The organism is Microbulbifer thermotolerans, assembly GCF_900112305.1.
Classification (GTDB): Bacteria; Pseudomonadota; Gammaproteobacteria; order Pseudomonadales; family Cellvibrionaceae; genus Microbulbifer; species Microbulbifer thermotolerans.
The window spans coordinates 384,908-399,531 of the sequence record NZ_FOKT01000005.1 but is presented as its reverse complement, the minus strand read 5'-3'; the positions used below and the strand labels follow the sequence as shown (position 1 = coordinate 399,531).

Below are 14,624 nucleotides of genomic sequence, written 5' to 3'. Positions count from 1 at the left end.
AAAACCAAACGGTGAAACACCAAAGGACATCGATATGTCAGTAATCAATACAAACATTACGGCTTTGATTGGCCAACAAAACCTCTCCAAATCTCAAAGCGCCCTGCAAACTTCTATGGAGCGCCTGTCTTCCGGTCTGCGCATCAACAGCGCCAAAGACGACGCCGCCGGCCAAGCCATCGCCAACCGTATGAGCGCTCAGATCACTGGCCTGTCCCAGGCTCAGCGCAATGCCAACGACGGCATCTCCGTGGCCCAGACTGCGGAAGGTGCATTGAACCAGGTAAACGAAAACCTGCAGCGTATCCGCGAGCTGACCGTTCAATCTCAAAACGGCACCAACTCTCCCGACGACCTGAAATCTATCCAAGCGGAAATCGATCAGCGCCTGACCGAGATCAACCGCATCTCTGAACAGACCGACTTCAACGGCGTTAAAGTACTGGCCGACGACCAAACTCTCTCCATCCAAGTTGGCGCCAACGACGGCGAGACCATCAGCATCAGCTTGAAGGAAATCACCGCCAGCACCCTGGGGCTCGCAAGCTTCAACGTCAACGGCCCGCAAGGCGCAATGACTGCTCAATCTGGCGGCACCACCGCTGCGATGAAGGATGCCTTTGGCACCACCACCATGATCGCCGACTCCAGCATTAGCGAAAGCAATGCCGGCGACCTGGCCGCTCGCCTGGGTGTCACTGCCGGTAGCGTTGTATTCACTGGCACTGCACAGACCGATGAAGCCGGCAACTGGTACGCCGAAGTCACCATCACTGCCAACTCAACTGCCGAGTCCAACTCCCTGAAAGCACTGGGCTTCGACCTGGACAACGGTGCCAGCGGAACTTTCTACATTGCGCTGGAACCGAGCGACGCCGACGTTACCACCAGCCCGACAACTGCCGCGTTCAGCATCGACACCGCCAGCATCAGCCTGTCCGACCTGACCACCGGCCGCACTTCCAACGGTCTGGCTGCCCTGGACAGCGCCCTGGAAACCGTCGACGAGCTGCGCTCTGACCTGGGTGCTATCCAGAACCGCTTCGAGTCCGCCATCACTAACCTGCAGACCAACGAGACTAACCTCTCCGCTGCCCGCTCACGTATTGAAGACGCCGACTACGCTGTCGAAGTCTCCAACATGACCCGCGCGCAGATCCTGCAGCAAGCCGGCACTTCCGTTCTGGCTCAAGCCAACCAGGTACCGCAGAACGTGCTGTCCCTGCTGGGCTAATTGCCAACAGAGTGACCGGAATTCCTCCGGTCCGATACAGAGAAAAGGGGGCCTTCGGGCCCCCTTTTCTTTGGTTATTGCCTGTTTTGCTTCGGGCATCCTGTCCTTTACCCAGATTCTCTAGCACTCTCTAGCAGTCGGACAATCTCGCCCATGAGCAAAATTCGCCAGCACGCACGCATCAGCCAGACACGGCATCAAACCCGTCATGCCGTGGCACCAAAACAGCAACAAAAACTCATCGCGCTCTACCAGGCAAGGCAATGGGATAAGGCAGAAGCACTGGCCCGTGAAATGACCAGCAAGCACCCCTTCGATCCTTTCGCCTGGAAATCCCTGGGCTCGGTACTGCTGGAATCGGGACAGCGGCATTCTTCCCTCGACGTCTTGGAAAAGGCATTGACTCTGGCCCCGGATGACCCGGAACTTCACAACACCATGGCCCAGGCCATGTACCGTCTGGGGCATGCCAGCGAGGCTGTCGCCCACCTTGAAAAAGCGCTGGAGATCAAGCCCGCCTTCAAACAGGCGAGATTGATGTTGATCAAATTGCACAACGACGCCGGGGAATTTGAAAAAGCGTTGGAGCACATCGCAATTGCAGAGCGCGATTTTGCCGACGATGACACCCTACTTTCCCGCAAAGCACATGCCTTGATCCAGCTGACCCGCTTTGGCGAGGGAATCCGCATCCACGAAACAATTGTGGCCAAATATCCCGACGATCCCGCCCACCTGTCCAATCTGGCCAGTGCCTACCGCAATGTCGGGCGCTTTGAAGAAGCGGAAGCCTACTATCGCAAAGCCCTGGAACTGGCACCCGATCAGGACAAAACCTTTTCCAATCTCCTGATGTCGATGCATTACAACCCAGCATATTCCGCGGAGGACCTGTTTAAAGCGCACCTCGAGTGGGATACCCGCTTCCAACCGAAAGAACGCAAGCCCCGACCCCGCCCGGCCGATCTGTCCAGTGACCGCCGCCTGCGCATCGGCATGATTTCAGCGGGCTTCCGCATTCATCCAGTGGGGCAAATGATCACCTCCGCGCTCGAGGCATTACCGCGGGAAGACTTTGAAATATTCGCTTATACCATGAACGACATGGTCGATCCCCTGACTAAGCGCATGCAACAGCGGGCGGATCACTGGATGTCTGTCACTCATCTCACTGAACCTCAACTAGCCGACAAACTACGCAGCGACCGTATCGATATCTTGCTGGATCTCTGTGGCCACACGGAGGGAAACCGGCTCCGGGCCGTAGCCCTCGAACCCGCGCCATTACAGGTGAAATGGGTGGGTGGGCTGATCAATACCACCGGCCTGCAGGCCATGGACTACCTGATATCCGATGCGGTGGAGACGCCTCCCGGCGTGGATCACCTGTATACGGAAAAACTGATCCGCCTTCCGGACGACTATATCTGTTATATGCCCCGCGGGGATGCACCTGAACCGTCGGCGCTGCCTGCTCTGGATAACGGCTACGTCACCTTTGGCTGTTTTAATAATCCATCCAAATTGAACGAAGTTATCCTCGGCAAATGGGCATCGATACTGCACCGGGTTCCGGACAGCCGTCTATTCCTCAAGGGAATGCAATTTGACAGCGATGAGTTTGCCGAGCGGACTTGTCAAACGATGGAGCGGCTGGGTATAGAACGCCACCGCCTGATTCTGGAGGGCCACTCGAAACACCGCGAGTTGTTGCAAGCCTATAATCGGGTAGATATCGCACTGGACCCCTGGCCCTACTCCGGCGGTCTCACCACTTGCGAGGCACTGCTGATGGGAGTGCCGGTGATTACACTGCCGGGCCCCAGCTTTGCCGGGCGCCATTCCGCCACCCACCTGACCAACGCCGGTCTGCCCGAGCTGGTCGTCGACAGCTGGGAGCGCTATGAGGCACTGGCCGTAGAACTGGCTTCCGATCCCGCCAGCCTGACCACTATCCGGCGCAGCCTGCGCAGGCAAATCAAGCGTTCGCCCGTGTGTGACTACAAGCGATTTGCCAAGCATCTTGGTATCGCCCTACGCGCCATCTGGCAGAGGTATTGTGAAGACAAAATGCCTGCGGCACTGACATTTAACAAAGACGGGCGGGCTTGGTTCGAAGGGGAAAGCGAGCCTGTCAATGTCAAGATTCCGAAAATTGCATCCACCGAATCACAGCCGCAATCCGCCGCCGCCAAAGCCGCCGTTGACTTCGACTGGCAACTCCAGGGGAAAATTATTGCCATCGACAACACCACCAAGCTCGTGCGGGAAACCGGTTTCGAAAAACTGCTGGATCTCAACACCTTTGCTGTCATCGCCTTTGATCCCGGCAGCCGTGTGAAAAATCCGGAACAATTCAAAGACCACGAAAACTTGCAGCTTTTCCCCCACGCCCTGCTTGGCGATGGCCAACCAGCAACCCTCCACGCATGCCTGGCTCCGGAGATGAGCAGCACCCTGAAACCATTACCACCGGAGCAACTCCCTGCGGAAAGACGTCAGGGGGCACAAGTGCTGACCTCGCTCCCCATCAATACCATTGCGCTCGACAGCATCCAAGGACTGCAAAGTCTGGACTGGCTGATTCTGGACGATCTCAGCGATGCCACCAAAATTCTGGAACACGGTGAAAAAGCGCTGCGGGATACACTGATGGTGCAGGTGCGGGTTGCTTTCCATCCAACCCACGAACGGCAGCCCAATCTCAGCGAGATCAGCCACTGGATGTGCCGGAACGGCTTCCGCTTCTACCGCTTAAACGATTTCCACCACAAGAGCCACCTGCCAGACAGGGATGACTGGCTGCAACACCAGGCAACTGAGCTGGAAAGTGCCGACGCGCTTTTCCTGCCCAGTCACAAACGCATGGCGCAGCTGAGTGCCGGGCAAAAAATAAAGCTGGCATTTCTACTGCACACCGTTTACGGCGTGCAAGACCTCACTTATTCCCTATTGGCAGATGTGGACCCCGAAAAAGCGGAACTATATCTGATCGCCGAAGGTATGGTTCCAACCAAGGCCTCAATGGGCGAATCATTGGAAAAACAAACCCCTCACAATCTGGCTCCACCGGCAGATAACACGGAAGACACAATCAGCCAGGATATCGACCGGTTGATGAATATTCACTAATAACAGACTTTGAGCACGGATCATGATACCTGTCATCGACACCAAAACCGAAAAGGTCAAACGCAGCCTGCCACCGAAAAACAACACCAATACATCGAGCAGTGAAGACAGTGAGTTTCTCAAACTTCTCAGAACAGTAAAGAAGAAAGAGCTTGCTGTTCTTGCGCAACTCTTGATGCCCTATATTGCGGACTACGAATTGAGACAAATACGGGTCTGGGGCGACAAGAACAGGGTTAACCTGAATAGAGCGACAATTTCCGTCAACGACTTATTAATCAACACCCGCTCCGGACAGGTGACCATCGAGGAGGATTGTTTTTTTGGCCACCGGTGCATGTTGCTTACCGGAACTCATGACTACAAAAAGACAGGCCATGAACGCCTCACGGCAGTGCCAGATAGCGGCCGTGATATCCATGTCAAAAAGGGAGTATGGATGGGATCTGGCGTCACCGTTTTGGGACCGGCCGTCATCGGTGAAAACGCCGTTATTGCAGCAGGAAGCTTGGTTATCGGCGATGTCCCTGCCAATACGATTGTCGCCGGCCACCCGGCCAAACCCGTTAAGAAAATCACCGGGGAGCCGCTATGATTTCAACTAACAAAAATCTGATTTTCACTGTAACTCATGGAAGAACTGGCACCACCTTTTTGACAGAAGTATTTAAGATATTCGATGACATACGGTCTCTGCACGAGCCGGAACCGAACTACGCCAATCTATTTCCTACCGTCAAACAAACACCGGAGAAGGCCATTGCTTTCCTGCAAAGCAAAATCGCCGTTATCAACGAATACCCGGAAAAGAATTATGTGGAAACGAGCAATGTTTTTGGCAAAGGATTTTTAATTCCACTGCTTCGACTGGGAGTAATGCCTGGACTACTGTTTTTGAATAGAAACTTCAGAAAAACCGCATCGAGCCTTTACGAACGGGGAAGCACCCCAATGCGAACACAGAGAGGCATTCACTATTCCGCCGATCCCCGCGTCCCTGGCAGCCTACCGATCCACGAGCCTGAGAGTTTGACGGACTACCAACTTTGTTATTGGGGCGTCCTGGACTCCTACGCCAGGCAGATGCAAGCGGAAAGCATCTATAAAAATGAAAACGGGAAATTCTATTGGGTGACAACCAAAGACTTTCAAGATTTCGATAAAGTTGTTGATATTGGCAATTTCTTTGGCCTGAATATTTCCGACAAAGATCGCGCCATAAAACAACATCATGAAATTATTTCCGTGCATCATAACCCGAACAAATCTCGGGTGCGCAATAGCGAATCCATTGCATTCCAGGATGAAGAAGCCGACGTCCTAAATAGGGTGGCATTTTTTGACCCCTTATTTGTTGACAGAGCCATCGCATCACCCTTTATCGAGGAAGAAACTAAAAACGCATTTATCTGACAATCCTGATCGACAAAAAACTGAATTCACTTCATGGAACTCACATTCCTGATTAATTCGTTCCAGGGATGAAGAACGACTTTCCAATTCGCTCTTGAAAGGTACTGATCCAGCCCTAAAAAAGCACTCAGTCGAAAAGGCGGAAGTTTCGAACTGCAGCACACGGATGTGTAAGCACCCATTTACGCAGATTTTTTCTCTTGCCCACGCTCTGATCAATCTAAAATACTAAGTAACCCCTGATTAATTCACTTTCTGGTGGCAGAGGTTCTTCGGGAGCGGATGTGAAACTCAGGTGATAGGACGGATATTCGAAACCGTCGGATACAGGGATGTATTCGTGCGTTTTCGAATATCCGTCCTATTGCCTGAACGCCCCGGAAGCTACCGTAGTGTTCTCGCGAATTAATCAGAGGTTCCCCAATAAAATTTATCACCACCCCTCTAAAGTTACCGCGATCACTGCCGATACTTGTTAGCAGGAAGTCAAGATACTGAAAGTTGGCTAACCCTGGGCCTTCTTTCACTGCGCGGTTCCCTCTCCATACTCCCCCAAATTCGGACCGTGCTTCGCCCCCTCCCGGGGGCTTTTTTTTACCTGCTGTGAACACCAGCGCTAAATAAAGTTTCTTATCCTTCTGTCGATAACCTGTACAAAGTATCATCAGTAAAACGGAAGGATTATTACCATGCCCTCTCCTGTAGACAATAATACTCCCGCTCAACTTTCCTATCTGGCCGCCCGCCAGCGGGTGGAAAAGGTTCTCGCACAATTTTCTGCGGCGCCGGATGGAGAGAAAAGCACATCGGACTCTTACGCGGTTTCAGAGCAAGAGTTAGTCAAAGCGGTGCAACAAGTTAACGAAGTATTAAGAAGCTATGGTGTGGAATTCGAGGCCAGCGAGGACAGTGACCGCATCATTATCCGTTTGGTGGACCGGGAAAGCGGGGAAGTAATTCGGCAGATTCCAACGGAAGAGGCGCTCAATGCCGCCCAGCGTTTAGAGGAAGTGCGAGGGCGCCTACTGAGCCTTCAAGTCTGATACGGTACGCTGGCCAAGATAGACTGCCGGCACGCTTGAGGGTAAATCCGCTACAACCGCACCAGCCGGTCAGATTTGCATATTCATGATGTCTTTGTATGCAGTCACCAGCCGATTTCGCACTTGCACCCCCATTTCAAAGGCGATACTCGCTTTCTGGCTGGCAATCATTACGTCATGCAGAGCCACACCGGGTTCACCGGACTGAAAGGCGCGACTTATCTCACCGCTGGCGTTCTGCAACCGGTTGATTTTCTTCAAACTGTCGTGCAGAGCATCGGCGAAGCCGCCGCCCACTTTGAGGTCGATTCGTTCGCTGCCACCCCGGGCCTCTGCAGCGAGGCCACGCATCTGCTCCAATACGCCGTCGATTACTGGGCTGGTCATTATGGCTATCTCATTTACCTTTCAGGGCAAAGGTAACAGCGTGCCGCCCGGTACCAAGCGGCCAATTAGGGGCAAAAAAACGGGCTTTTCTTTCCTTTGTCCGCGATGCCCCCCGCCATAATCAGCGAGGAGTTATTAGCCGCCAGGATCGACTAGAGCAGCAATGCCTTCTATTTTGTCACCATTAAACCCCGCGCCCAGCCGTATCCAGCCCCGGAGGGAAGTGGTATGAGCGGCGCAATCCAAACCAACCCCGGTTCCGCGACACCGGCACTCAGCCAGTTGTCCGCCCGGCTCTTTACCAATCCCCTGATACCGCTGCTCGTTGCAGGCAGCGCTGCCGTGGCCCTGTTGGTCGCGCTGTGGATGTGGGCAGGCGCACCAGAATACCGGGTGCTCTACAGCAATCTCAGTGAAGAGGACGGCGGCCGCATTATCAGCGAACTGGAGAGCCGTGCTGTGCCCTATGAATTCACACAGGGCGGCCGCACCCTGCTGGTACCCGGCGACCAAGTTTACAAGCTGCGCCTGCAGCTGGCCGAGCAGGGGCTACCCCAAGGGGCCAACGCCGGCTTCGAAATCATGGACAACCAGGCCTTCGGTGTCAGCCAGTTTGCCGAGCAGGTGAATTTCCAGCGCGGTCTGCAAGGTGAGCTGGCCAGTTCCATCGAATCCCTGGGCCCTGTATCCCGGGCGCGGGTGCACCTGTCCATGGCCAAGCCCTCGGTATTTATCCGCGAACGCGAACCAGCCAAAGCCTCGGTAGTACTCACTCTGGCACCGGGTCGCAGTCTCGGCGACGGGCAGGTCAATGCCATAGTGCACCTGGTGTCCAGCAGCGTGCCGGACCTCACGATGGAAAATGTCACCGTGGTGGATCAGAACGGCCGCCTGTTGTCCCGTCCCGGCGGCAACCTCGGCCTGGATGGCAGCCGACTGGAATACGTGCGCGATATAGAACAACACTACCGCCAACGAATCGAAAATATCCTCGCTCCTATATTCGGCAATGGCAATATCCGCGCGCAGGTGGCGGCGGAAATCGATTTTGACCAGCGCGAGGAAACCAGCGAACGCTACACCCCCAACCAGGACGGCCTCCCCGCGGCCGTGCGCAGTGAACACCGCAATACAGACTTCGACGGCGACCCGGAAGCCATCGGCGGTATTCCCGGCGCACTCACCAACACCCCGCCCGGGGCCGCCGCGTCTCCGATTGATTTAAACGGAGACAACAATAACGACGAAGCCGAACAGACAGACAGCGAAGAAAACAACAGAGGCCGCCTGCGCAGAGAGCAGCTGGTCAACTACGAGCTGGACCGCAATATCACCCATATTCAACGACAGCGAGGACGGATACTGCGCTTGTCAGCGGCAGTCGTTGTCAATTATCGCGAGGCTGTCACAGAAGAGGGCGCTACTGAGCAGGTTCCACTTTCCGATGCCGAATTGGAGCGCGTGGAAAACCTGGTGCGCCAAGCCATGGGCTACTCCGAAGACCGCGGCGACAGTCTGCAGATCGTCAACAGTCCCTTCGCACCAGTTGGAGAAGCGCTGCCGGAGGATATTCCCTGGTACAAGGATCCCTTCTGGCAAAGAGCACTGCTCAGCCTGGCCCGCTATCTGCTTGCGGCACTGGCAGTCCTGATGGTGTACCGCTTGGTGCTGCGTCCCTTGGTAGACAGGTACGCACGACTGAACGCCGAAGCAATTGCACCACCCGCTCCGACGGCTGTACCCCAGAGCGCCACCGTGCAGAACACCAATAACGCTGAACGACCTGAAGAAGCTGAAGCTGAGGAAGAGATCCCACCGCCGCGCCGCAAGCGCCGCTCCTCAGCCTACGAGCAGAACCTGAAAGAGCTGCAGGAAATGGCCAAAGAAGACCCCGCGATGGTAGCCATGATCGTGCGCAGCTGGATGAACCGGAATGACTGATCAAAGCACAATGAGCAACCTGCGCCGCAGTGCCATATTGCTGCTGGCCCTGGACGAAGATAGCGCCGCCGAGGTGTTCAAACACCTCTCCACGCGTGAAGTGCAAGAACTCAGCCAGGAAATGGCCTCACTAACCACCGTTTCCCACGAGGAAATGCGCCAGGTGTTGCAGGACTTTTACGACGAGACCGAAGAGTACAGCGCCCTGAACCTCTATTCCAGCGACCGCATCCGCGCGGTGCTGACCAAGGCTCTGGGGGATGAGCGCGCCTCCAGCCTGCTTGAGGATATCTTCGAGCAGCACGCTGCCGAAACCGGTATAGACGCGCTGAATCTGATGGAGGCCAACACGGTGGCGGAAATGATCCGCGACGAGCACCCACAGATTATCGCCACCATTCTGGTGCATCTGGAGCGACGTCAGGCCGCCGCCGTCCTGGAACAGTTCGACGACCGGCTGCGCAATGACGTGGTACTGCGTATCGCCACTTTCAATGGCGTGCAACCGGCGGCACTGCAAGAGCTCACCGAAGTGCTGACCAGTATGCTCGATGGGCAGAATCTCAAACGCGCCAAGATGGGCGGCGTGCGCACTGCTGCGGAAATCCTCAACCTGATGAGCTCCAGCGCCGAGGAAACCGTCATAGAGCGTGTACGCGCCCACAGCGAGGACCTGGCGCAGAAGATCATCGACGAGATGTTCCTGTTCGAAAACCTTATCGAACTCGACGACCGCTCGATACAACTGCTGCTCAAGGAAATCGACACCAAATCCTTGGTTGTCGCCCTTAAGGGCGCCGACGACGACCTGCTGGAGAAATTCCTGCGCAATATGTCCAGCCGCGCCGGCACATTGCTGCGCGAAGAAATGGAGACCGCAGGCCCCATGCGCCGCTCCCAGGTGGAGCGGGAGCAGAAAACTATTTTGCAGGTGGTGCGACGCCTCGCCGACAGCGGCGAAATTGTTTTGACCAGCGGGGACGAAGTCTATGTCTGATGCCCTCTCCTGGCGCGCCTGGCGCATGGGCGAACTCGACGGCGAGGCCGAGCGGCGCCGTGCCGCCGAGCGCCGCGCCGAACTGCGTGCACGGCTGGAGACGGCGCGCGAGCAGGCCCGCCGCGAAGGCTGGCAGGCCGGATTCGACGCCGGGCACAAGGAAGGGCTGGCCAAAGGGCTGGAGGAAGGCCGCCGCGCCGGCGAAGCGGAGAGCGAACGCCAGCGCAGGGAACTACTGCAACCTCTCGCCGGACTGGCGCAGGCGTTTAGCGATGCCCTGGCCCGCCACGACGAGGAGATTGCGGCTGATCTGGCGGCAATGGCCCTTGCCGTGGGACGGCAGCTGGCCGGCGAAGCACTGGAGGCCCGCCCGCAGCAAGTGGTCGAAGTGGTGCGCCATCTGATGCGCGAGGAACCGCTGTTCAACGGCGGCTCACGCCTGTGGCTACATCCGCAAGACCTGCCGTTGGTGGAGGCGGAGCTGGAACGCGAACTCGCCGCCAGTGGCTGGCAAACGCGGCCCGACCCGCGCCTGAGCCGTGGCGGCTGCCGGGTGACTGGCCCCTCCGGTGAGCTGGACGCCAGCCTCGAAACCCGCTGGCAACAGCTGCAGGAAGGGGTATACAAGCGCCTGCGCGGCACCGCCGATCGCGGAGAAACACCGCAATGACCGCGGTCGCCAATCCCCACAGCGAGCGCTGGCGCCGCGCCCTAGGCGACTGCACCGAGCGGGTGGAGCAGTTTTCCACCTACCGGGCCAGTGGCCGGATCGTGCGCGCAACGGGATTGGTGCTGGAAGCCGTGGGGCTGCAGGTCCCCCTGGGCAGTGGTTGCCGCATCGAACTGTGCCCGCGGGCGGCTGGGGCGGAAGCCGCTTTCGCCGAAGCGGAAGTGGTGGGCTTCGCCGGTGACAGAGTGTTTTTAATGCCGCTGGAAGAGATTGGCGGCCTCACTCCCGGTGCCCGTGTGTTTACTTTGGGTGGCAGTGGCGCGCGCCGTTTTCCCCTGGGCGATGCCCTGCTGGGCCGGATTGTGGACGGCAGCGGCCACCCCCTCGACGGTGGCCTTCCGCTGCCGGAAGACCAACTCGATACCCTCTCCGCCGCGCCCCTGAACCCCCTGGCGCGCACGCCCATCCACGAACAGATCGATGTGGGCATACGCGCGATCAACAGCCTCCTGTGCGTGGGCCGGGGCCAGCGCCTGGGGCTCTTCGCCGGCTCCGGCGTGGGTAAATCCGTGCTGCTCGGCATGATGGCCCGATACACCCGCGCCGACGTCATCGTGGTGGGTTTGATCGGCGAGCGCGGCCGCGAGGTCAAAGACTTTATCGACAATATCCTCGGTGAAGAGGGCCTGCGCCGCTCGGTCGTGGTGGCAGCCCCGGCGGACACCACGGCGCTGCAACGTCTGCAGGGGGCCGCCTACGCCACCCGCGTGGCGGAGTACTTCCGCGACCAGGGCAAGAGCGTACTACTGATCATGGATTCACTGACCCGCTACGCCATGGCCCAGCGCGAAATCGCCCTCGCCATCGGCGAGCCACCGGCCACCAAGGGCTATCCACCTTCGGTATTCGCCAAGCTGCCCGGACTGGTGGAACGGGCCGGTAACGGCGAGAACGGCGGCTCTATCACCGCTTTTTACACGGTGCTGACGGAAGGTGACGACCAGCAGGATCCCATCGCCGACGCAGCGCGCGCCATCCTCGACGGCCATATCGTGCTGTCGCGCACCCTGGCGGAAGCCGGCCACTACCCGGCCATCGATATCGAGGCTTCTATCAGCCGCGCCATGACCGCGATTACCGACACCGGCCAGCAGCGCAATGCACAGCGCTTCAAGCAGCTGTTCTCCTGTTACCAGCGCAACCGGGACCTGATCAGTGTCGGCGCCTACAGCCCCGGTCAGGATCCCCTGTTGGATGAAGCCGTGCAGTTATATCCGCGTATGGAATCTTTCCTGCGCCAAAGCATCGGCGAGCGCGCGAATATCGACGACGCCCGGCAGGCCATGACCGCTTTACTCGGTGACACTCAATAGGGGGTGAACCATGAAGGCATCCGATCCACTGAACACACTGATCGATCAGAGCCGCAAGGCCCGCGACGCCGCAGGGCGCCTGCTGGCAGAAGAGCAGCGCGGCGGCGAAACCACCGCTGCCCAGCTGAAGACTCTGCAAGAGTACCGCCGGGAATACTGCCAGCGTTTACAGGAGGCGATGGCGCGCGGTATCAGCTCCGCCGCCCTGGACGATTACAACCGCTTTATCCGCTCGCTCGACGGCGCCATCGCCCGCGCCCAGGCGGCCCTGGATCAGCAGCAGGAAAGGATTGCCGCCAGCCGCGATCACTGGCGCCAACGCCAGCGGCAGTTATCGTCCTACAACACACTGGCAGCGCGCCGCACCGAGCGGGAGCGCCAACAGGAGCAGCGGCGCGAACGCCTGCAGTCCGACGAAATCACCCAGAATATCCTCGCGCGGCGCCAGTCCGCGGAAGAGCCCAGCCTCGTCTAGGAGAGAGAAAATGGATATCACCGCACTACTCACCGCGCTGTCCGCCAATACCGACAAGGGTTTTGCGAGTACCGCCGGCGGCGAAGATGGTGCTTCCTTCGCCCAGGCACTTGCGGCAGCTGTCCGCGAACCGGAAGGCGTAAGCGCAGAACTGTTGTCCGAAATCCTTCCAGCCCCGGCGCGGGAAAAATTCACGGCGCTCACACTGGATTCCGCAACGGCAAGCGCCGCGCTGAAAACTGATGCGGAAACAGTCGCACAAGAGGTCGCAGATGACGAACTCCTGGCTTCCGCGCTGGCCGCGCCCCTCACTGTGTCCTCCACTGCGGCGCCCGACGCGAAGACGGCCTCCACTGCCCCGGCCACAGACACCGGGAAGGCCCCCTCGGCAATCATGCAGAACGCCGCCGCAACGCCGACTATAAGTGGTCTGCAACCCGGCCAACATCCAGCCACAAGTGCGGCAATACAAGAAGTCTCCGCCCAAATTTCCTCCGCGGCTGGCCCGTCAGATACAGCCGCGGCTATGGCTGCAGTCAGCGCCGGCACACAACCCACAAATGCCCCCCCTGCGCAAGTAACCACTGCCGGCGCCGATACAGTACAGGAAAGAGCGGTTCCATCCGTGCTGGCATCCTCGGAGAGTGCGGTGTCGGGGCTGATGTCCGCGGCGGACGCGGGCAATGCCACTCATCCAGCCGCAGCCCCGGCCTTAACCACCAATTCACCGGCTGCGGCACAAGTCGGTCCAAGCAGTGCACCCCTGACTTTGCAATCCCCCCTGGCGAGCGATGCCTGGGGGCGCGAGCTGGAACAGCAGCTCGTAGGAATCGCTCAGCGGGGCGACAAGACGATTGAGCTGCAGTTGAACCCGCGCGAGTTGGGCCCGCTGTCGGTCAACCTGACCCTGGACGACCAAGGCGCCAAGGTGCAGTTCCTCGCCGCCCAGGCTTCGGTGCGCACTGCGGTGGAACAGGCGATTCCGCAACTGCGGGATGCCCTGGCGCAACAGGGCATCGCACTGGGAGAAGCCACGGTAGGCGAACAACAACAGAACCAACAGCAATCCCCGGAACGCAATTACCGGGAAGGTGACATTGGCGGCAGTGAAACTGCACCCGAAATCGCGTCCGCGGCTGCAGACATCAAGGTACCCACCAGCCGCACCGGAGGCGTGGATTTATATGCGTGACCTCAGGGCCCGCAGATAATGGGAGCGCCCCTTCGCAGACGCAAAAACTTTCCCTTTCGTCCCTCCGGTTACCTCCCTGTGTCCGGCGGTGTCGATATATCAATTCCATTACCTGGGCGCGCAGTATCCGCACGGGCAGGCAGTGAATGAATCAGAAATTCCCTAAACGCCGAGATAAGCCCAATACGCCGCCCTTTTCTTCAAATTCCCAAATCTGTGCCACCGGCATACTCCTTTGGCATCCATTGGGAAGTTTTCGTTATAAGGCGCAAGTGAATGGCTGATACATCTGGCAAATCCCGCGGTTTGGTGTGGCTGGCGGTAATAGCAGCAGTACTGCTCGCCGCGGTAGTAGCGATAAACGTGGTACTGCTGATGAAAATCGAGAGCGGCGGCAAACCCACCTCCGCTGTAACGCTTACGAAAGCCAAGCGTCCATCCGACCCGATTTTCGTCAAAATAGACCCCTTCACTGTAAACCTGCAGGACGATTTCTACGGTCGCCTGCTGTATGTGGGCCTGTCATTGCAAGTGGCTGATAAAGATACCGAGGAGTTCCTCCTCAAACACATGCCCCAGGTGCGCAGCCGCCTGCTGGTTTTGCATTCAGCCCAGAACCCACAGAAACTGGCCACGGCCGAGGGCAAGCGCGAATTAACCGCCGCTATTCTCGCCGCGCTGGCCGAGCCTATGGCCGAGTCCCAGCCGCAGCTGCACATCGACGACGTACTTTTCACCGAATTCATCGTGCAATAACGGAGGTCGGA

Annotated in this window: 13 protein-coding genes; 12 read left to right on the top strand and 1 reads right to left on the bottom strand. The window is 58.0% G+C overall.

Features of this window, described 5'->3' with window-relative positions; all coding sequences use genetic code 11:
• The first annotated feature begins 34 nt into the window (after positions 1-34).
• From BM155_RS10460 to BM155_RS10440, 5 genes are all read left to right on the top strand, one after another.
• A complete protein-coding gene (locus BM155_RS10460; protein WP_067154824.1) occupies positions 35-1,234 on the top strand; it encodes a FliC/FljB family flagellin in 1,200 nt (399 codons plus the stop codon).
• A gap of 153 nt (positions 1,235-1,387) precedes the next feature.
• A complete protein-coding gene (locus BM155_RS10455) occupies positions 1,388-4,366 on the top strand; it encodes an O-linked N-acetylglucosamine transferase, SPINDLY family protein (protein ID WP_074902958.1) in 2,979 nt (992 codons plus the stop codon).
• Positions 4,367-4,388: 22 nt separating this feature from the next.
• Positions 4,389-4,961 (top strand): acyltransferase, encoded by a 573-nt coding sequence (locus BM155_RS10450; RefSeq protein ID WP_067154829.1) that lies wholly within the window; start codon positions 4,389-4,391, stop codon positions 4,959-4,961.
• Entirely contained in the window at positions 4,958-5,779 is an 822-nt protein-coding gene (locus tag BM155_RS10445; protein WP_067154831.1) for a hypothetical protein, read from the top strand. Before BM155_RS10450 ends, BM155_RS10445 begins: the two co-directional genes overlap by 4 nt.
• Positions 5,780-6,468: 689 nt before the next feature.
• Positions 6,469-6,822: a flagellar protein FlaG gene (locus tag BM155_RS10440; RefSeq protein ID WP_067154833.1), complete on the top strand. Its 354-nt coding sequence runs from the start codon at positions 6,469-6,471 to the stop codon at positions 6,820-6,822.
• Positions 6,823-6,891: 69 nt separating this feature from the next.
• On the opposite strand, the gene fliE is transcribed toward BM155_RS10440, so the two are convergent.
• The gene (fliE, locus tag BM155_RS10435) at positions 6,892-7,209 is read right to left on the bottom strand and encodes a flagellar hook-basal body complex protein FliE (protein ID WP_067154836.1); all 318 of its coding nucleotides are present in this window, start codon (positions 7,207-7,209) and stop codon (positions 6,892-6,894) included.
• A 228-nt stretch (positions 7,210-7,437) separates the two neighbouring features.
• On the opposite strand from fliE, the gene fliF reads away from it, so the two are divergent.
• From fliF to fliL, 7 genes are all read left to right on the top strand, one after another.
• A complete protein-coding gene (gene fliF / locus BM155_RS10430) occupies positions 7,438-9,150 on the top strand; it encodes a flagellar basal-body MS-ring/collar protein FliF (RefSeq protein ID WP_067154839.1) in 1,713 nt (570 codons plus the stop codon).
• Positions 9,143-10,147 (top strand): flagellar motor switch protein FliG, encoded by a 1,005-nt coding sequence (gene fliG, locus BM155_RS10425; protein ID WP_067154841.1) that lies wholly within the window; start codon positions 9,143-9,145, stop codon positions 10,145-10,147. The genes fliF and fliG overlap by 8 nt, the downstream gene beginning before the upstream one ends.
• Positions 10,140-10,817 (top strand): flagellar assembly protein FliH, encoded by a 678-nt coding sequence (locus BM155_RS10420; protein ID WP_074902956.1) that lies wholly within the window; start codon positions 10,140-10,142, stop codon positions 10,815-10,817. The genes fliG and BM155_RS10420 overlap by 8 nt, the downstream gene beginning before the upstream one ends.
• Complete coding sequence (fliI, locus tag BM155_RS10415; RefSeq protein WP_074902954.1) at positions 10,814-12,190, top strand: flagellar protein export ATPase FliI; 1,377 nt, start codon at positions 10,814-10,816, stop codon at positions 12,188-12,190. The genes BM155_RS10420 and fliI overlap by 4 nt, the downstream gene beginning before the upstream one ends.
• A gap of 10 nt (positions 12,191-12,200) precedes the next feature.
• The gene (gene fliJ, locus BM155_RS10410) at positions 12,201-12,665 is read left to right on the top strand and encodes a flagellar export protein FliJ (RefSeq protein ID WP_074902952.1); all 465 of its coding nucleotides are present in this window, start codon (positions 12,201-12,203) and stop codon (positions 12,663-12,665) included.
• A gap of 10 nt (positions 12,666-12,675) precedes the next feature.
• Complete coding sequence (locus tag BM155_RS10405; RefSeq protein ID WP_074902950.1) at positions 12,676-13,857, top strand: flagellar hook-length control protein FliK; 1,182 nt, start codon at positions 12,676-12,678, stop codon at positions 13,855-13,857.
• 276 nt (positions 13,858-14,133) lie between these two features.
• Complete coding sequence (fliL, locus tag BM155_RS10400; RefSeq protein ID WP_067154856.1) at positions 14,134-14,613, top strand: flagellar basal body-associated protein FliL; 480 nt, start codon at positions 14,134-14,136, stop codon at positions 14,611-14,613.
• The last annotated feature ends 11 nt before the right edge of the window (positions 14,614-14,624 follow it).

What these genes read in the sequence shown, in the direction of transcription:
- BM155_RS10440 (WP_067154833.1), top strand. Translation starts at nt 6,469, where the DNA reads ATGCCCTCTCCTGTAGACAATAATACTCCCGCTCAACTTTCCTATCTG.
- BM155_RS10460 (WP_067154824.1), top strand. Translation starts at nt 35, where the DNA reads ATGTCAGTAATCAATACAAACATTACGGCTTTGATTGGCCAACAAAAC.
- BM155_RS10405 (WP_074902950.1), top strand. Translation starts at nt 12,676, where the DNA reads ATGGATATCACCGCACTACTCACCGCGCTGTCCGCCAATACCGACAAG.
- BM155_RS10420 (WP_074902956.1), top strand. Translation starts at nt 10,140, where the DNA reads ATGTCTGATGCCCTCTCCTGGCGCGCCTGGCGCATGGGCGAACTCGAC.
- fliF (WP_067154839.1), top strand. Translation starts at nt 7,438, where the DNA reads ATGAGCGGCGCAATCCAAACCAACCCCGGTTCCGCGACACCGGCACTC.
- fliE (WP_067154836.1), bottom strand. Translation starts at nt 7,209, where the DNA reads ATGACCAGCCCAGTAATCGACGGCGTATTGGAGCAGATGCGTGGCCTC.
- fliJ (WP_074902952.1), top strand. Translation starts at nt 12,201, where the DNA reads ATGAAGGCATCCGATCCACTGAACACACTGATCGATCAGAGCCGCAAG.
- fliL (WP_067154856.1), top strand. Translation starts at nt 14,134, where the DNA reads ATGGCTGATACATCTGGCAAATCCCGCGGTTTGGTGTGGCTGGCGGTA.
- fliG (WP_067154841.1), top strand. Translation starts at nt 9,143, where the DNA reads ATGACTGATCAAAGCACAATGAGCAACCTGCGCCGCAGTGCCATATTG.
- BM155_RS10445 (WP_067154831.1), top strand. Translation starts at nt 4,958, where the DNA reads ATGATTTCAACTAACAAAAATCTGATTTTCACTGTAACTCATGGAAGA.
- fliI (WP_074902954.1), top strand. Translation starts at nt 10,814, where the DNA reads ATGACCGCGGTCGCCAATCCCCACAGCGAGCGCTGGCGCCGCGCCCTA.
- BM155_RS10450 (WP_067154829.1), top strand. Translation starts at nt 4,389, where the DNA reads ATGATACCTGTCATCGACACCAAAACCGAAAAGGTCAAACGCAGCCTG.
- BM155_RS10455 (WP_074902958.1), top strand. Translation starts at nt 1,388, where the DNA reads ATGAGCAAAATTCGCCAGCACGCACGCATCAGCCAGACACGGCATCAA.